We start from the raw sequence: 17,418 nt of genomic DNA, 5'->3' as shown, positions 1-17,418 counted from the left end.
GTTACCCTTTTAATATCAGGATCAGCATCCATTGCAATGTGGCAAGCAGCAGCAATCCACCGCAAAGGAGGTGTAGCGACTTTATTGCAAATACAGCGATAAAAATAAGGCAGTGAATGAGCACACTCAGGCACACACTGAATAATACGGCGTCAACTTTAGAAACAGGCAACAACAAGCTCATCAGGCTGATGGACAGCGCTGTGAGTAGGTAGCCGCCGACAATAGCCGTTGCAAAGCGGGCAACGACGTTCAGTCGATAGGCAGTAAAATAAGCGAAGTAAGACGATATCGGCATACTTGTTCTTTGATCAAAAATAGGGAGGCGGATTATCACTGAATCGCGCTATAAATGACAGTAATTATCATTAGCAAATGCGTTAAATGTACAAATATTAATGTCAGATGGAATATCAAATTCCAAAAATCCGATGCCGTATATTTTATGAGCAAGCTGGCGGGTATTCTTTAAATGGATAGACCCTTGATATACTGACCAGGTAATAAGATGCGATAAGGGGAACCAGATTTGAATATCATTGAGCGTGTCCGGCAGTGTACTTTATGTCGGGGTGAGTTGCCCTTTGAGCCAAGACCTGTGATCCAGGGACTGCCCACTGCCAAAATAATGATTGCTGGTCAGGCTCCGAGTATGACTGTGCACAAAACGGGTAAGCCTTTTAACGATGCCAGCGGAAAACGCCTCAGAGACTGGCTGGGTGTCACTGAAACTCAGTTTTATGACCCCGCTTTATTTGCGATTGTGCCCATGGCATTTTGCTACCCTGGCAAGGGAAAATCTGGTGATTTACCTCCTCCTAAAATTTGTGCACAAACTTGGCGCGCCCCTTTGCTTGAGGTATTCGAGCAAATTGAATTTACTGTATTAATTGGCCAATATGCACAAGGCTATCATTTAACAGATTTTGTTAATGTGTCACAGGCTGTTGCTGGCTGGCAATCGAGTTTACCTAAGCTGATTGCATTACCTCATCCAAGCCCTCGTAATCAATTATGGTTGCGAAAACGGCCCTGGTTTGAGGCTGATGTGATACCGGCATTGAGAGGTCGTATCCAGGAGGTTTTGGGTGATTTTTAAACGTTTTAAGCCCAGGTATAAAAGAAATTTGGCACTATAATGTAAACTTTTAGAAAATGAATTAACTCATATGGGTTGCTATTTGGTACTGTATAGCTCATAATTTGGGGTGAGTTAGGATTACAAATTTTAACAAATTATATTCAAAGGATTTGAACATGTTATATCGAATTTCGGGTTGGTCAGCCATCGTTCTCTCCCTGTTGGCGTTGTACCCTAGTTACCAAACTGGTGCACTGTCGGTCATTGGATTTTACCTGGGCTTATTTGCTCTGCTCCTTTCTTCTTTCGCAAGCCACACTGGCAACCTAATCTATTATCGCAGCGTATTTGTATTTTCTGTGCTGAATGTTTTCTTTGTAAATGACGGCACTTGTGTGATGTTATTGGCTGAAAATAATGATTGGGTTTACATAGGCTCTATGTATGGAATTTTTATTGTAATCAGCAGCATTTGTGGCTTTTTGGTCAACAAAGACAGCTTTTTACTTAATATTGCGCCTAAAGTTAAGCGCGCCCGATAGCCTTTCGCTCAGGGTAAACATCGAACAAGAGCGTTTACAAAATGCTTGTGTACTTATACACTTGTGGTGGTTTTTAACACAACCAAACTGATAATGTACGCAAGGAGCGGTGTTGAGTGTTTATCGTCAATATTACGTACACGGTTGAATTAGAACAAATTGATGCGCATTTACCCGCACATATTCAGTTTTTACAACAGTATTATCAGCAAGGTGTGTTTTTAGCGTCTGGCAGAAAAGTGCCCAGAACCGGGGGCATGATTTTCGCTAAGGCAAAGAACTAAACTGAGTTAGAAGCAATTCTATATAACGACCCTTTTTTACCTCGCCGGGCTGGCGAATTACGAGATCACAGAAATTGAAGTAAGCAAGACTGCCAGTGGTTTATCACAACTGCTAACGCTATAAATCAGCAAATAATATACAAAGCTGAACAGAGCACTATGAATGACGTTCAAGATGTGAGCGCAATACGTGGTGTATTAGCAGGGTGTCCACACGCCAGTTTTGGTACTTCGATATCATTTCAAGTTACCCCACTTTTGTGCGTTGCACGATATCCCTGCTGCGGCTTTCTCTGTCCGGCTGACTACGACTGTGCGTTGGTTACTCTGCCTTACCTTTTTATACCAATTTCACTTAATACCTGTTCAATTTGAAGGAGCAAATAGGACGCTAACGGCGTTAAAAATTTCTCATTTAGAACAACTAAATAGCAAAATTTTTGCCTTGTTATCGACCCTATTTTCTCGCCTCAAAATAGAACACTTAATTAAGCAAATTGGTATTAGTTCACAAGGAATCAACTAACGGAGAATATTATGGCCAGACTAGACAATAAAATAGCCCTTGTAACAGGTGCTGCCCGGGGGATTGGTGCGGCGATCGCAACATGCTTTATTGAACAAGGAGCAATCGTCATTGTTACAGATAGAAACGCCGATGAGGCAATAAAACTTTGTGAGAAGTTGGGTGAAAATGCGTATTTCCAGCCGCTGGATGTGTCCGAAGAAGCACAGTGGCAAAGTGTTGAGCGCTTTGTGCAAGACCAGTTTGGTCGACTCGATATTCTGGTCAACAACGCTGGGATCACGGGCTTTTTAGAAACGCATGGGCCACATGATCCCGAACATCTGGATTTGAACAGTTGGCATACCGTACAGCAAACCAACAGCGATGGTGTTGCATTAGGTTGTAAGTATGGTATTCGTTTGATGAAAGCGTCCGGTGCGGCCAGTATCGTGAATATTTCTTCGCGTTCTGGACTTGTGGGGATCCCAGCCGCCGCAGCCTATGCTGCAAGCAAAGCCGCGGTGCGCAATCATAGTAAATCGGTTGCGTTGTACTGTGCTCAGCAAAATTACCCTATTCGCTGTAATTCGGTGCATCCGGGCGCCATTTTAACACCTATGTGGGATGCTATGTTGGGAGAAGGAGCAGCCCGCGATGCGGCTATTGCAGGCATTGCTGCCGATATCCCGCTTGGTCATATGGGGCGTGCCATTGATGTTGCTTATGCCGTGTTGTATCTCGCATCAGATGAATCCGCTTATGTGGCCGGGATTGAACTGAACGTAGATGGCGGGATCCTGGCTGGTAGCAGCGCCTCTCCTAAATCGAGCTAAATGATACGACTCTCCTTTCCTGGTGGATCGGGCATAAAACCTGGCCGGTATATTCCCAATACCGGCTTTTGTCCTGCGTATTGTTTTGCTAAGCTCAAATTAACAGATGTCGCAATTACAAGGAGCCGGGCTTATGTACTGGGGTTTGATTGTTGTTTTTATTGTGCTGGCTTTTTGGCTGCATAACCGCTATAGCTCTAGCTCAGAGGATTATCCAGCGCTGGAAACAGATCCGAACGATCCCTTGTTACTTCAGGCTGTGGCAGATGCTAAAGCGTCATTGGAAGACTTTAAAAAACTGTACCGTCAGTTTCCTAAGGATGCCTTTGTCAAATTAGATTTTGAAAGCGACTGTGGCGTTTCGGAGCATCTTGGCGCGCATGTTGAAGGCATAAAAGGCGATGAACTCAGCGTGTTTTTGGTTACACCACCAGTAACACACCAGGGGAAGGTCGCGCACAACTACACCTGTCACTTTGATGACATTGAAGACTGGCAGATCACAGACAAAGACGGCAACATCTACGGCGGCTTCACGCAGCGGGCGATGTTTGCCATCGCCGAGCGTGAAGGCGTAGAGTTGCCTCCTGAACTTCAGGAAATGCAAGCCAAGTATGTTTAAAGCGATAACTTCTCTGTGGCTGTACTTGATAAAGCGTACAGGGTATGGATTGGGGATAAAGAGGTGAGTCGCTTGGCTAATAAGCTGGAACGACCCTATTTTTCATTGTACGAACGCGATCTATATGGTATTTCCCCTGACAGAAAGCTGTGGCGATACAATTTGGATGATGATGTGCTGCACTATATCGCACAGCTTCCTGTTCGCGCCCGTTGTGTCAGTGACGTCAATGGCGAACAGGCGCTGTTGACTTATATGATGCAGCTAAACCGAGAACTGGTTTCTTTTTCCGTTCAGTAAATCACTCCTGCTCGGCAAACGCTCTGAGTTCATCACCTGTCAGGCGATAGATGATCCATTCGTCCTGTGGTTTTGCGCCAATACTGTTATAAAAGTCGATGGCGGGTTTGTTCCAGTCGAGTACGACCCATTCAAAGCGGCCACAGTCTTTTTCCAGAGCCAGCTGGGCCAAAAACTTCATCAGGGCTTTGCCCGCGCCCTGCCCACGCTGATCCTGAGATACATAGAGGTCTTCCAGGTAAAGGCCATACTTACCCAGCCAGGTCGAATAATTGAAAAAATATACCGCAAAGCCAATCGCCTCGCCATCTTGCTCACAGATCAGCGCATGGGCACGTACATCGTCACCAAACAGTTTTTGTTCAATATCAGCGACAGTATTGAGCACAGCATCAGGCTCCTTTTCGTAGACGGCTAGTTCATTGATAAAGTGTAAAATGGTTGCGGCGTCGCTTTTCTGTGCGTGGCGAATGGTGATACTCATTGGTAAATGATTTCCAAAGTTGACATGATTGGTGCCCAGTGTAAGCTCAAATTTCAAATGAATAAAGTGCTGCTGACGATGCCACAGCGTTATGCTTTGCAGGTATGTGACAGGTTGCAGCTCTAACTAGAACCTCCACCATTGTCGGTACCTAACTATCAACTTAAGTTATATTGGCATCGCACTCGTAAAAGCGACCCAAAAATTGAATGGTTTGTGTCGCAGTTTTGCGACTTCCATGATTTGGCGCACACTTAGGTATAGTTAGTAAAATATTGATCTGTTGATATCGCTGATATACACCACCTTATTTTTCTAAAAGACGAAACCAATCTATATAAATCAATTTGTTAGTTTGGATCAGGTTTTTACCATATCGGCCTTGTGTGCGTGCATATACTCGCAAAAAAAGTCGACACTGAGCTTTATATTAGGGAGCTGGTACACTAAGTTGATTTCCACTGCCGGTTTATGACAATCAGATCCTCAATAGCTTTTATGGTGATCAGGATGCGTTAACAGCTGAACAAGCCGCAGTGCCACAGCCGTCATTACTCTATATTGAAGAGCTGAAACAGGCAGACATCATTGTCTTTGCGTCTCCGATGCATAACTTTAGTGTCACTAGTCTGATGAAAAACTATATTGATCAGATCTGTCGTTTTGGTCTGACATTTTCTTATTCAGAGCAGGGACCATCGGGGCTGTTGCAAGGAAAACAAGCCGTGATAATCGCCAGTGCGGGTGCGGATATGGCAACGCCTGAGATGCAAGCTGTCGACTTTCAGGTACCTTATCTTAAGCAGGTGCTGGGCTTTATTGGCATCGCCAATATTAAGGTGATCACCGCATATGGGATCAGTATGCCGCATATTGGCGGTGAATTAGCGACTGAGCGGGCAAAAGCACAGGTTGATCAATGGCTGGGTAGCGCCGCCTGAACCGGTCTTAGCCAGCATTTATGTTAAATTAAACATTACTGGCTAATATCTGGACAAGAGCCCCTGTCTGTTTAGGCGTTTTGCTTACTTTGAGCCTTAACGTATTTCTTTACCTTTTTCATGGCCATTTGACGTTTTAGCGGAGACAGGTAATCAATGAACAGGTTGCCTGACAAATGATCTATTTCATGTTGCATAACAATGGCCAGAAATTCATCGCTTTGCACTGTGATGGGCTGTCCTGTACGGTCCAGTCCCTTGACAGTAACCTCTGTGTAGCGCTCCACTTTGGCAAAGTAGTCCGGCACTGACAGACACCCTTCTTCACCCATGGCTTTATTACTGCCACTGACCACCTCCGGATTTATTAGGATCAATGGATCATTACGTGCTTCCGATAAGTCGATGATCACAATCGCTTCATCCCGGCCAACCTGAGTTGCTGCCAGGCCAATTCCATCTCTGGTTGCATATAAGGTATCGAGCATGTCGTCGATGAGCGGTTGTACTGATGTGATATCACTGACTGGTTTTGCTTTCACCTGCAATCTTGGATCAGGTGCGGTTAGGATGTCTAAAACGGGCATGTTGTTATTTTTAGTTATCTGAAAACTCGGAGTTTAAAGTGTAAAGGGCACTTAGGCCAGTGTAATTCTCACTGTTGGTGAGCCTGACGGTATTGCGAAGGAGACTGGGGTTCATATTGATTCCAGATCCGCCGAAAGTGACGAGCACTGCTGTAACCGCAGGCCTCAGCAATGGCTTCTATCTGAATACTGCTTCCGGATAATAACGCTTTGGCGTGTGCTACTTTAATACTGCTGACATACTCACCCGGCGTGATCCCGAGGGTTTGTTTAAAAAGCCGACTAAGCTGGCGAACTGAGAGATGGACCGAACTTGCCAGAGTTTGTAGGCTATGTGAGCACCCCACCTGACTGCAGATCAAGTCCTGGACCTGGTGTAAAGCTCGATGCATATGGTTGCGATGTCGCAGCCAGGGGCTGAGCTGGGGATCCTGCCCATTACGACGAAAGTACACTAACATTTCTCTGGCAACCCGGGCGGCAATGTATTCACCAAACTGCAATGAGACAAAGTGCAGTGTCATGTCTATGCCTGAACTAATACCTGCACTACTAAATAGCTTACCGTCTTGCACAAAGATACGATTGTCGGCCACCTTACTGGCTCGGAACGTCCGGCGGAAGCGTTCAATCAGCGCAAAGTGTGTAGTGCAGGCTTTATTATTGATTAGCCCTGCTTTTGCTGCGAGTACTGCGCCTGAGCAGATAGTCAAAATGTAGGGGTCATATCTGGCCTGCTCATTCAACCATTGCTGAGTAACCCGACCTGCCGAGCTGTCATAGGTGGCAAAAGCGTCATTACAGCCGGGTAAGATCACCACATCGTTGGCATCCAGTTGGCTGGGTAAAGGGTCGAGCTGATGTAGCATCAGCCCGCCATCTATTATCTGTTCGCGTTCGGCACTGACATAATGTATATCAATAAATTGCCCTGCACGCCTGGCTTCCAGTAGCACCTGCAATGGCCCTGCCAAATCGAGTGGTAAGGTGTTTTTTAGCAGAACAAAGTAAAACTGTTGCGGTGCTGACATTTTCCCTTTTCCTGAGTTAGAGCACAAAATCTTGTAGCGTACAGATCTTGGCAAAACGCTCAGCCAATACCAGTTCGGTACGGACCTTGATTTCGTCGGCCTTAAAGCGTTGACCACTCGGCTGATGTTGCATATCAAACGTTAGGGTCGCATCGGTGACAAATTCGACCTGGAAGCCCAGATCGCTGGCAACACGGGCAGTGGTCTCGCAGCACTGTTCAGTGCGAATGCCCGAGATAGCGACACAGTCTATGTTATTTCTTTTCAACCACATAGCAAGCCCTGTATCGGTAAAGGCGTTGTGTACTGATTTATGGAAAGTTTTATCAAATGGCGTATCCAAAAATGCCATAGGCTTCACAAACCCAGAGGCTGGATTGAAAGGACTGTCTGGCACGTCGTCACGACTATGAAGAATTTTGATCACTTTGTGTTGATTACGCTGAAATGCAGCTATCAGCTGAGTCAGGTTGTGCTGGAAGTCTGCGACATCGCGAACGGACCAATAAGGAGTGTGGTAGAACGAGTCCTGGGTATCTATTACAAGTAGTGCTTTATTCATGGTTTACTGTCCTGTTTGTTTGGTTATTGAGGTGTGTTCTGTGTGCAGTGTGCAGTGTAGTGATTTTTATGGCACTGAAAGAGGCCGGTTTGAGACATATAGAGGATGTATATGGCCGTTAATGTTAGTTGCTCTGCGGAGGTGTAATGACAAAATGTGCTTAAGCGGGTTGACACGCATTCATAATGTATATACGTTGTATATACACAGGGGTGAGAGATACACCTCCGATGCAGGAAGCAGAGCATGGCTAACAACAAAGATGCACAATTAATTGTGCGCATAAATAAAGCGCAAAGAGATGAGTTTGTCGCCTTGTGCAACGAACTCGATACCTCCTCTTCCCGCGAGATTAGAAAGTTTATTAAGCGGTTTGTGAAAAAGCACAAGCCAGAGCAAGAGAAACCGGTCAAAGGAGATCAGGATGGCTAAGAAAGTTGATGTTAAAAAGCTAAAGAAAGAAGTACAGAAACGTACTGGTAAGATCGCAAAACATGAAGCGAAAATCAAAAAGCTGAAAAAAGCGATCAAGAAAGCGAATTAATCGCGAAAAAAGGCAGCCAATGGCTGCCTTTTTCTTAATCTCTAAGACTTTATCTCAATTACAAAGAGCGTAAAGCCCCTTTACACACTTCACTAAATTAAGCACTCTACTGGACAATATTTACTGCTACTACATAAATTCCAACTTATTTTACGGAGACATAATAATTGAATTTAAAAAGGAATTCTTATTTAGAGGCTTACTTGAAAGCTCACCCTGAGAACGAACGCTTGATAAGCGTTTTCAACTTTTTTGCTGAATACTCGGATAGTGATTCAGATTTAGAAGCAATTGTTGGAGGGATATTAAGAAATGCGCTTGATGAAGTGATTGATATGCCAAGAACAAACCGGTACAGCATTGATGAGCTAGAAAAAACGGAGAAAACTTATATTGGGACTAAGGTTGAGATAGTTTTTCGTGACACCTTTGGGTTAGGTAAAGGTAGAAAACTAGATCTGTTAATTGGCGAGAAAGAGGTTGATGTAAAAAATACTATTGGATCTAACTGGACAATACCAAGCGAGGCAGTGGATGAAATTTGTATTTTGTTACTGTCAAACGATAGTAAATCGTTTTTTCAGTTTGGCCTGATAATATGCAGAGATAGAGTTCTGAATAAAGGGAAAAACAGAGATGGAAAACGCACTATTTCGAAAGAAGGTAAGAATGAAATCTTGTGGCTTGTAAAAGATGGACAACTGCCTAGAAACTTCTTTTTACATTTGAGTGACAGTGCCCGGCGAGAAATTTTAGAACCAAGGGGTGGAAGTACTCGATTAGCAAACTTATTCAGGCGTTTTCAGAACGAATTGATTGGGCGCAGGCTCGTTGAATGTGTTGCACAGCAAAAAGATTATATGAAAAGAATTCGAGGAAATGGTGGGGCAAGGGATATATTAGCCCTTGAAGGGCTAACCGTATTATGGGGAGGTAATCGAGAGGATAAAGCTAAGCTTGAAAATTTGGGTTTCACAGGTGTAACGACAGAGCATTTTGTTTGCGTATCAGATAGCTAGTTATGCAACTTTTTGGCAAGATGCTTTATTTAACGCATCTAGAATAGCTAAACCAATAGACTTAGCTACAGGGGGAGGAAACGCATTCCCAACCTGCCTATAAGCGGGAGTTTTTTTCCCATAAAACTCCCACCAGTCTGGAAAGCCCTGTATTCTTGCTGCCATTCTAACCGTAATTAATGGCATGCCTTGGTATTCTACTTTGTCTTTGTAGCCAGTGAACCCTTTTTCAGGAGGTTCATTCCCAATAAGGCAACCATTTACATGAAGTTCCTTCCATGCTTTTCTAGCCCGAGATGGTCCTAAATCTGGACCCCCATGTTTTTTTGATCCACCTACCAATGTGGGGGCAATTTTATTTGCTTTTAATTTCCATTCGTTTGCACCTTCCCAGCCGTTTGAAGCCATTAAATCGTAAAGAGCTTCGCCTACTGTTGGTGGCTTGATAACTTCAGTTGGCCAAGAAAAAAACTTCGCAAATTCAGGTTTGAGAGCCACCAATGTGACTCTAGGCCTAAGCTGAGGAACTCCGAAGTCGCATGCATTGTGTAATTTCCAAAAAGTAGAGTAGCCTAGCTGCTTCAAATGTGAATTTATTTCTGCTCTGTAAGCTTCAAACTTGGGCTCCAGTAAGCCAGCTACATTCTCAATTAATACTGCTTTGGGGTTCACTTTCTCAACTATTTCCAATGCTGCTGGAAATAGATCTCGCTCATCGTCTTTTCCTAGTTGTTTTCCTGCTTTAGAAAATGGTGGGCAAGGTACACCTCCAGCTACTAAATCTGTTCCTTTGTAATTATGGGATTCACTACGAGCGAATTCTTCTACGCATCCCTCTAGAATTTTTTCCCACCCTAACTTGAGCTTATCGTTATTTAATTCCAAGGTTTTACAAGCTGGCTTATCTATTTCAATCAATAGCTTATGCTTGAATCCTGCTTGGTGTAGCCCCAAAGCCTGTCCACCGGCACCAGCACAGATCTCTATTGATGTGTAGGAGTTGTTCATATAATCCAGCCCTGAAGTGAAGCACTGTTTAAGTATACAGTGCTTGTTGGGTTTATCAAACAAAAGAGGCCAATTTTACTCATTTAGCGTTACTTCACAAGTATTGAAAATGAGGGGGACCCACATGTCAGCTTTTTTGATTCCTAGTCAATATCTTAAGTATTTTTGAATAAAGTTACCATGATACTGCCAGAGAGAAGCACCCTATCAACCAGTTACTGATATGAATTGATGAAGCTGTTTAGTTGATGAGCGAGCCCACTCAGGTTCTGGTTTATATCGAATCGACCCCTCAGTGTTGCGGTCGGATCAAGTAAAAAGATCATGGTAGAGTGCGCAACCTGATAGTTGTCGGGGGCTGTAATTACCTGAAATTGTGCACCAGTGCTTTGAGCGAGTGACTTAAGTTGGTCGGGGTGACCGGTAATGCCAATAAATGAAGGGCTGAAATGGCGTACATACGTCTCGAGTGCTGTGATGGAGTCTCTTCCCGGGTCGACGGACACAAACACATATATGGGCTGCCGGCGGATGGAAAGCGCTGTTAACTGTGTTTCCAGCGCGGCTAAGCGGGACAATGCGGTTGGGCAAATATCCGGACAATGTGTGAATCCAAACATCACGATTGTCCACTGCCCTTGCAGCAGGTGTTGATCAAACTGGCCGTATGCACTTTGCAGCTCAAATGGTGCCAGGGGGCGTTCGGCTTTTTGTATCATGGCCTGTACGGTGTCTGGTTGCACTGGTTGCACTGGTTGCACTGGTTGCACTGGTTGCGTAATCGGGAGCAGTACACCGAGCCCGCAACCGATAAGCAGGGTGAGTAATAGTGCGTATTTGTTATGCACCTTTTTCAGCCTTCTTTACTTGCCAGCACAACCCCTGCGCCAATAATGCAGGTAAGGTAACGCCAGCGAAATCAATTAACAGAAAAATTGGCCCGCAGATCCCGACCAGCACCTCCCAAAAATGAAATAGCGCATGGCTGCTCAACCATAAAGCGGGAAACAGCCATAGCTGAAAACGGTAGCGGACATAAAAAGCGCCATAGCTAAACGCGCCGCCAATCAGCATATATAACATACCGATATCACGTATAAAGTGCTGGTTGTAAAACCCCCTGTCAGGTACACCGGGCACACTCCAGTACCACTGTTGCGGATAAAGCAGCATCAACACGCCATTGGCCAGCGCCGCTAGTCCAAGCAAAACGGCGACGGATGTGATGACTTGATTGCGCATAACATTACCCTGTTACTGAACGGCTTTTGTCAGACGGCGTCAGCGTTTGCTCATTCACGACCACACGGCTGCATGCTTTGCCGTACCCTAAGGTATATTTAAGGGCCGGATAGACACGACAAGAGCTGATACTAAACGCGATCGCAATCAGTCCCTGATCTCCCCACATGGCACGGATATGCGGGCGAATGTCATCGGCACTGGGATCATGGGCTAACACCAGATCAGTAAATTCCACTATCTGAGCGAGTTCATCAGGTAATGCAGCCAGTTCTTTGTTGACGATTGCACTGACCTGCGCCGCAGGCACTGCCGCTTCCAGTGCCATATTGACCAGCAGCTGAGTGCAGGGACCACAGTCGTCCCATAAGATGGCGCGTAACCTGGCGGCATATAAAGGTGCCGGAGGCAGGCCCCCGCGATAACCCGCCATGGACTGAAATTTTAGGTATTTAAAAAAGGCGCTCAGATCCGCGCACAGGATGTCCTGCATATACGCGACGTCGTAGTCATACTTTTTTTGCATCGATATGAGCATTTTGTTCAGTAGGTATTTGATCATCGGATACTCCTGGTTGTTTGGTAAGCCTGGTCAGAGGGTGCACTTAGCTGTGAGTGACGCTGCGCGGGGCTTTTTAACGGGCGTTGTAGCAAGAGCAGACAAAGGGTAAACAGAGCTGCAAAGGTGCACAGCATAGTGGTGTAGATATCGTTACTTAGTAGCGCCGCACCGAGGAGTGGGCCAGATGCCACGCCTATGCTGGATACCACGGCTACGACGGATGAAAGCTGTCCTGAACTATCCTGCTCTGCGATGAGGGCGAGCAGGTAGGCATGTACGGCGGGCCAGGTAAAAAATAACAGCGCCAACGCCAGCATGTAGACAAGGTTAAAATGCGCATAAATGAGCAGTAAGGCAGCCATAACAGAGAGTAAAATGCTGCTACATAAACACAGTGTGCGGTGTGTCTGACCTGATTTCAGAATGGGGAGTACTGCGCCTGCCAGTCCCAGTAAACCGGTCAGTGCAATGATCTGGCTGATCTGGACTTGAGAGCGGCCTGCACTTAGGCCCATTTGGCCCGCAAACGCCCAAATCCCGCTGGCTGCAACCAGATAGAGCTGCATCGCCAGCAGCAACCGGGCGCTTTTGGCGGTTAAGCGCAGACGTTTTGAATGCTGTTTGGGGTTATGCACTGCCGGCAAGGCTGGCAGCAAGGGTAAAAAGAACAAAGCAATAAAAATCAGTGCTGCCATGACATAAAACACGGCGTAGCCACCGAGCAGGCGCTCAAGTGCCGGTAAGGCATAGATCACCACAGAGCCGATACTGAACTGAATAAACAGCAAGGTGCCGAAGGCTCTGTCCGGGTTCGTTAAACGCGCGAGGATGGCAAATGATATACCAACACTAAAGCCACCCAGTATCCCGGCGATAAATCTCCAAGCCAGCAAACCTGTGTAAGTGCTCCATGCTGAAGTACTGAGCTCCATAGCGCCTAATGCGATGAAGATGAACAGTAAAGCGGGTTTCCAGGCAATATGTCGAACCACAAAGATAGCGCAGATGCTGCCCAGTAATGCGCCATACCCATTGCTGGCCACCAAAGTACCGGCCTGCTGTGCGGAAAAACCAATCCCCCCTGCCAGCGCATCCATAACGGCGGGTAAAAAGTTGAGATAGGCCAGTCCGGCCATGGCAACGAATGCCAGGCAAAAATAACGGATCCCTGAGTTTTCTGCATGGTTTGCAGTGTGCTGTAACATAGTGTGTCGTCTCCTGAGTCACTTTGTCATCACTCTAAGAGGTTCCGAGAGACAGAAAAACCAGCGATTTTGCCATTGAGTCGTGAATACTATTCATGAATAATTGCTGATATAGTGCAAATATCGACGATGTTTACCCAATTCACAGGACTGACTATCATGGATAAACTGAGATCACTGACACTGTTTCTGGCAACCTGTGAGGAACAAAGCTTTGCGGCTGCGGCGCGTGTCTGTAATACAGACCCTTCTACCATCAGCAAAGCCGTGAGTCGCCTCGAAGCGGAGCTGGGGGTAACTTTATTTCAGCGCTCCACCCGGCAATTGAAGATCACCGCTGCCGGGCGGCATTATGCACACACCGTACGTTCGAGCATTCAGGCTCTGTCCAGCTGTGAAGATGAACTCAGACAACTCAATGACGCACCCAGAGGAAGGCTACGGGTGAATTCCGCTGTGTGCTATGGCCATCTTTACGTGCGCCCGTTACTTAAAGCGTTTTGTCAGCGTTATCCCGAGATCACACTGGAGTTATCTCTAGACGATATGCATGTGGATATTATCGAGCAAGACATTGATGTGGCGTTGCGTACAGGGTTTATCAAAGACAGTCGTCTGGTGGCTCGCTGTCTGAGTCCGATGGATTTTTTAGTATGTGCTTCACCGGATTATCTTGAACAGCATGGCACGCCAGGCAGTCGGGGCGACTTTGACAATCATGCCTGGATAGGCTTTAAGATCAAAGAAACACAGCAGCTACAACCGATTTTTCTGCCAGATGAGCAGGGAAATTATCAGCTTTGCGACCTGCATCGTACCCATATTACCGATGATGGTGAGGCCATGGCACAATTATGTGCCGATGGTCTGGGATTTGCTCAGTTACCGCACTTTTTGGCTAAAGCAGGTTTGGAAACTGGGGCATTGGTGTCACTCTACCCTGCGTTCAGAGCGCCTTTGCCAGAGGGCGGGGTATTTGCGATTTACCCCAAACGTGAATACCTGCCTGCCAGAGTACGGGTTTTTCTGGATTTTTTGGTTGCGGCTTTAGCAGTGCAACAAGAAACGCCAACCCATACCTGGGCCGAGCATTGGCCGGCGCGTATCCGCTTTGACAGATCAGCTGAACAAGGGCGCACAGTTGCCCTGTAAGCGGATCTGTTCAAGCGCTGTGTTAAGGTGAGTGTGCATGCCCTCAAAGGCGAAGTTGCCCATACTGATCCGTTTAACGCCTAACCCGGCTAGGGTATTGATGTCGGGTAAATCAGGCATCGCCATCACATTTAGCGGCAGTGCACACGCATGTGTGATGGCCTGAATATCCGCGGGCTTGACAATGCAGGGCAAGAACAAACCATCAGCCCCAGCCTGCTGGTATTGTTGAGCCCTATGTAATGCTTCCTCGCGCGCGTTTTCCAGACCCAGCAAAAAGGCATCACAGCGCACATTGATAAAAATGTCTGTCTGCTGTGTGATTAAATGGCTGCGTACAGACGCCAAACACTCAGCAAACTCACCAGCATGGGTTAACGTACGTGTTGAGCCAACCAGGCTATCTTCAAGGTTAACCCCGACTACCCCCAGTTGTGCAAGTTGCTGAATATGTTTTGCAATTTGTAGTGGGTCACGGCTGTAGCCCGCTTCAATATCAACACTCAGTGGTAAGCTGGTGACACTGGCGATACGGCTGACCATAAAGTGAAGCTCGTCGAAAGGGAGCTGTTCACCGTCCTCGTAGCCCAACACACTGGCGACGGCGGCACTGGAGGTACCTATGGCCTGATATCCGGCTTGTTGTGCCGCTTTGGCACTGGCAGCATCCCAGACGTTCGCCAGTAAAAGAGGGGTTGTTTGTTGATGTAGTTGTGTGAAGTGTTGCATATCGTCTCGCTTTTCCAGATGTTTGTTTTTGTTGGCGACATAGTGCGTTTGCGAGAAATAAAAGACCAACGATAAAAATCGACATGTATTATAAGCAGAGCTTATAATACGGCTTTCCAGAAGCTCGGAAGCATCCCTATCGTGTTTAAAAATATGAATTTGCTTGTGACCTTTGAGTGTGCGGCAAGACATCAAAGCTACAGTCTGGCAGCCGCTGAATTGTGCATCTCTCAGGCGGCGGTCAGCCAGCAAATGCGTCTGCTGGAGCAGCAGTTGGCGCAGCGGCTATTTGTCAGGACCGGCCGACACATGCAGCTCACTCAGGCGGGTGAAACTTTGCACGAACATATTGCACCTGCCTTAACGATGATCGGTCAGGGTATAAATCGTTTACGTCAGGAAGAGCTGGCGGGCGAGCTTTGCATCAGTTCTACCCAGGCATTTAATACCCTGTGGCTGATGCCCAGATTGCAGGAATTCGCGAGTTTGTATCCGCAGATCCGCATTCGTCTGCACTCATCCGCCAGCTTTGAAGATTTACAACACGCCCGCATTGATCTGGCGATCCGGTTTGGCACTGAAGTAGAAAAGCACACGCCGACGACGTTAGCGTGTGAATACTTTGGCACATCGCCTGTTTTGCCTGTGTGCTCCGCTCAGCTTGCTGAATCATTGCCACTAGCGGCGCCTGCCGATTTGCTGTCGACCTGGCTGGTCGCCTTAGAGCAATCTGGTGCTTATGACTGGCCCCAGTGGTTTGAGGCACATAGAGTACCTGGCTATGCTAAACACTCGCACTGGACCTATGTGAACTCTACAGATATGGCACTCAGTGCCGTCGCTAATGGCCACGGTGTCACGCTGGCAGTGCCTTATCTGTTTCAGCGTCAACTCGATAGTGGCGAGCTGGTGATCCCATTTAAACTGCCCCACCCCAACTCGGTAAAACGTTATCTGGTTTATGATCCCAACTCGGCTCGGATAACCCGCCTGAAGGTATTTATGGCCTGGTTAAAAGCGCTGGAGATATGACGCGCATAGGGCAAGACTGGTTTTAAATCCCATATTTCTATACTTATGGAAATAACTATTGATCTAAACCTATATTTCTATAATACTAGAAATGTAGTTTTAGATCGGGAGAGACGTATGTCACCAGAAATGCAGGTCATGCTTGAAGAAGCGGCCGATATGTTTGTGTTCCTCGCTGCGGAATTAACTGTATTGTTTCTTGTAGTGAGTTATTTAGTGGGTGTGCTGCAGGAATACATCACACCAGAAAAGGTCCGGGAAAACCTGAGTGCACGTAAAGGCAAGGGTTATATGATTGCTGCGCTGCTGGGCGCCATCACGCCGTTTTGTTCCTGTTCAACGATACCCTTTCTCAAAGGCCTGTTGCAGGCACGCGCCGGGTTTGGGCCGGTTACCGTGTTCTTATTTTCCAGCCCGTTGTTAAACCCCATTGTTATCGGGTTATTGATAGTGACATTCGGCCTCGATGTGGCGCTATTTTATTTTGTCGTTGCACTTGTCACGTCTGTGGTGTCTGGCTATGCACTGGAGCGGCTGGGGTTTGAACGTTATGTGCGGGACGAAGCCTATCAGGCTGCGGTCAGCCAATCTGCTTGTAGTGCTAATCAGGCAGACAAACCGGGCTGTGCAGACGTCCCTGCTGACTCACAAACGTCCGTTAACCAGAAGCGCGGTTGTGCAGTGCAAAACTCGAATGAGGCAGCTATGCCTGCAGAAAATCGCTGGTTGCGGATCTGGCACGCCACCTGGAAAGACTTTCGCACTACCCTGCCTTATCTGTTGCTTGGTATCACCATAGGGTCATTCATTTACGGTTTTGTGCCGACGGAGCTCATCGTTGAGTATGCCGGTGAGAATAAATGGTACGCAATCCCCCTTGCGGCCGTGATTGGTATCCCCCTTTACATTCGTGCTTCGGCAGTGATCCCCCTGAGTGCCGGTTTAGTGCAAAAAGGCATGGCACTGGGCTCGGTTATGGCACTGATCATTGGCAGTGCGGGTGCCAGCCTGACCGAAGTCATTTTGCTTAAATCCATCTTCAGAACACAGATGATCCTGGCTTTTCTGAGTGTCGTGCTTGGGATGGCGATCACTGCGGGATATCTGTACACGCTTATTTTTTAAATTATGGCACGTCCTTTTTGCGCTG

23 protein-coding genes are annotated in these 17,418 nt (G+C 46.7%); 12 read left to right on the top strand and 11 right to left on the bottom strand.

Going from position 1 to position 17,418, the window contains the following annotated elements; all coding sequences use genetic code 11:
* Position 1: 1 nt before the first annotated feature.
* Positions 2–298 (bottom strand): hypothetical protein, encoded by a 297-nt coding sequence (locus CWB99_RS24060; RefSeq protein WP_171045347.1) that lies wholly within the window; start codon positions 296–298, stop codon positions 2–4.
* A 231-nt stretch (positions 299–529) separates the two neighbouring features.
* On the opposite strand from CWB99_RS24060, the gene CWB99_RS14195 reads away from it, so the two are divergent.
* From CWB99_RS14195 to CWB99_RS14165, 6 genes are all read left to right on the top strand, one after another.
* Positions 530–1,099, top strand: a complete 570-nt coding sequence (locus tag CWB99_RS14195; protein ID WP_138552978.1) for a uracil-DNA glycosylase family protein — start codon at positions 530–532, stop codon at positions 1,097–1,099.
* A 158-nt stretch (positions 1,100–1,257) separates the two neighbouring features.
* Entirely contained in the window at positions 1,258–1,623 is a 366-nt protein-coding gene (locus CWB99_RS14190; RefSeq protein ID WP_138543209.1) for a hypothetical protein, read from the top strand.
* Positions 1,624–1,739: 116 nt separating this feature from the next.
* A complete protein-coding gene (locus tag CWB99_RS24610; protein WP_249331922.1) occupies positions 1,740–1,907 on the top strand; it encodes a YciI family protein in 168 nt (55 codons plus the stop codon).
* Between the two features lie 537 nt (positions 1,908–2,444).
* Positions 2,445–3,248: an SDR family oxidoreductase gene (locus CWB99_RS14175; protein WP_138552980.1), complete on the top strand. Its 804-nt coding sequence runs from the start codon at positions 2,445–2,447 to the stop codon at positions 3,246–3,248.
* Between the two features lie 133 nt (positions 3,249–3,381).
* On the top strand, positions 3,382–3,870 hold the full coding sequence (locus CWB99_RS14170) for a DUF2314 domain-containing protein (protein WP_171045346.1): 489 nt from the start codon (positions 3,382–3,384) through the stop codon (positions 3,868–3,870).
* Positions 3,871–3,942: 72 nt separating this feature from the next.
* A complete protein-coding gene (locus tag CWB99_RS14165; protein ID WP_138552982.1) occupies positions 3,943–4,170 on the top strand; it encodes a hypothetical protein in 228 nt (75 codons plus the stop codon).
* 1 nt (position 4,171) lies between these two features.
* Here CWB99_RS14165 and CWB99_RS14160 read toward each other — a convergent pair whose 3' ends face one another.
* Entirely contained in the window at positions 4,172–4,654 is a 483-nt protein-coding gene (locus CWB99_RS14160; protein ID WP_138552983.1) for a GNAT family N-acetyltransferase, read from the bottom strand.
* A 461-nt stretch (positions 4,655–5,115) separates the two neighbouring features.
* Here CWB99_RS14160 and CWB99_RS14155 point away from each other — a divergent pair, with 461 nt between their 5' ends.
* Positions 5,116–5,595 carry an FMN-dependent NADH-azoreductase gene (locus CWB99_RS14155; RefSeq protein ID WP_138552984.1) on the top strand — a complete coding sequence of 160 codons (480 nt, stop codon included), beginning with the start codon at positions 5,116–5,118 and terminating at the stop codon, positions 5,593–5,595.
* 71 nt (positions 5,596–5,666) lie between these two features.
* Here the strand turns inward: CWB99_RS14155 and def are convergent, their stop codons facing one another.
* The 3 genes from def to CWB99_RS14140 all read right to left on the bottom strand — a co-directional run bounded on the left by def (position 5,667) and on the right by CWB99_RS14140 (position 7,775).
* Positions 5,667–6,182 (bottom strand): peptide deformylase, encoded by a 516-nt coding sequence (gene def / locus CWB99_RS14150; RefSeq protein ID WP_138552985.1) that lies wholly within the window; start codon positions 6,180–6,182, stop codon positions 5,667–5,669.
* 68 nt (positions 6,183–6,250) lie between these two features.
* Positions 6,251–7,213, bottom strand: a complete 963-nt coding sequence (locus tag CWB99_RS14145; protein WP_138552986.1) for a GlxA family transcriptional regulator — start codon at positions 7,211–7,213, stop codon at positions 6,251–6,253.
* 16 nt (positions 7,214–7,229) lie between these two features.
* Positions 7,230–7,775 (bottom strand): isochorismatase family protein, encoded by a 546-nt coding sequence (locus CWB99_RS14140; RefSeq protein ID WP_138552987.1) that lies wholly within the window; start codon positions 7,773–7,775, stop codon positions 7,230–7,232.
* A gap of 246 nt (positions 7,776–8,021) precedes the next feature.
* Here CWB99_RS14140 and CWB99_RS14135 point away from each other — a divergent pair, with 246 nt between their 5' ends.
* Together CWB99_RS14135 and CWB99_RS14130 are read left to right on the top strand one after the other, a co-directional pair.
* The gene (locus CWB99_RS14135) at positions 8,022–8,207 is read left to right on the top strand and encodes a hypothetical protein (protein WP_010384442.1); all 186 of its coding nucleotides are present in this window, start codon (positions 8,022–8,024) and stop codon (positions 8,205–8,207) included.
* Between the two features lie 279 nt (positions 8,208–8,486).
* A complete protein-coding gene (locus tag CWB99_RS14130) occupies positions 8,487–9,338 on the top strand; it encodes a NaeI family type II restriction endonuclease (protein WP_138552988.1) in 852 nt (283 codons plus the stop codon).
* On the opposite strand, the gene CWB99_RS14125 is transcribed toward CWB99_RS14130, so the two are convergent.
* From CWB99_RS14125 to CWB99_RS14105, 5 genes are all read right to left on the bottom strand, one after another.
* On the bottom strand, positions 9,339–10,346 hold the full coding sequence (locus CWB99_RS14125) for a DNA cytosine methyltransferase (RefSeq protein ID WP_138552989.1): 1,008 nt from the start codon (positions 10,344–10,346) through the stop codon (positions 9,339–9,341).
* 215 nt (positions 10,347–10,561) lie between these two features.
* Entirely contained in the window at positions 10,562–11,194 is a 633-nt protein-coding gene (locus CWB99_RS14120; RefSeq protein ID WP_138552990.1) for an SCO family protein, read from the bottom strand.
* Positions 11,187–11,588 carry a hypothetical protein gene (locus CWB99_RS14115; protein ID WP_138552991.1) on the bottom strand — a complete coding sequence of 134 codons (402 nt, stop codon included), beginning with the start codon at positions 11,586–11,588 and terminating at the stop codon, positions 11,187–11,189. The genes CWB99_RS14120 and CWB99_RS14115 overlap by 8 nt, the downstream gene beginning before the upstream one ends.
* Positions 11,589–11,592: 4 nt before the next feature.
* On the bottom strand, positions 11,593–12,150 hold the full coding sequence (locus CWB99_RS14110) for a hypothetical protein (RefSeq protein WP_138552992.1): 558 nt from the start codon (positions 12,148–12,150) through the stop codon (positions 11,593–11,595).
* Complete coding sequence (locus CWB99_RS14105; RefSeq protein WP_138552993.1) at positions 12,147–13,355, bottom strand: MFS transporter; 1,209 nt, start codon at positions 13,353–13,355, stop codon at positions 12,147–12,149. Before CWB99_RS14105 ends, CWB99_RS14110 begins: the two co-directional genes overlap by 4 nt.
* A 159-nt stretch (positions 13,356–13,514) precedes the next feature.
* On the opposite strand from CWB99_RS14105, the gene CWB99_RS14100 reads away from it, so the two are divergent.
* Complete coding sequence (locus CWB99_RS14100; RefSeq protein WP_138552994.1) at positions 13,515–14,507, top strand: LysR family transcriptional regulator; 993 nt, start codon at positions 13,515–13,517, stop codon at positions 14,505–14,507.
* On the opposite strand, the gene CWB99_RS14095 is transcribed toward CWB99_RS14100, so the two are convergent.
* On the bottom strand, positions 14,475–15,236 hold the full coding sequence (locus CWB99_RS14095; RefSeq protein ID WP_138552995.1) for an isocitrate lyase/PEP mutase family protein: 762 nt from the start codon (positions 15,234–15,236) through the stop codon (positions 14,475–14,477). The genes CWB99_RS14100 and CWB99_RS14095 overlap by 33 nt on opposite strands.
* A gap of 153 nt (positions 15,237–15,389) precedes the next feature.
* Here CWB99_RS14095 and CWB99_RS14090 point away from each other — a divergent pair, with 153 nt between their 5' ends.
* Both CWB99_RS14090 and CWB99_RS14085 read left to right on the top strand, forming a co-directional pair.
* A complete protein-coding gene (locus tag CWB99_RS14090; protein ID WP_249331919.1) occupies positions 15,390–16,268 on the top strand; it encodes a LysR substrate-binding domain-containing protein in 879 nt (292 codons plus the stop codon).
* 117 nt (positions 16,269–16,385) lie between these two features.
* On the top strand, positions 16,386–17,393 hold the full coding sequence (locus tag CWB99_RS14085; RefSeq protein ID WP_138552997.1) for a permease: 1,008 nt from the start codon (positions 16,386–16,388) through the stop codon (positions 17,391–17,393).
* Positions 17,394–17,418: the final 25 nt, after the last annotated feature.

This window comes from Pseudoalteromonas rubra, assembly GCF_005887095.1.
GTDB classification, from domain to species: domain Bacteria; phylum Pseudomonadota; class Gammaproteobacteria; order Enterobacterales; family Alteromonadaceae; genus Pseudoalteromonas; species Pseudoalteromonas rubra_E.
The sequence above is the reverse complement of the archived record's forward strand: the minus strand, read 5'-3'. Positions and strand labels throughout refer to the sequence as shown.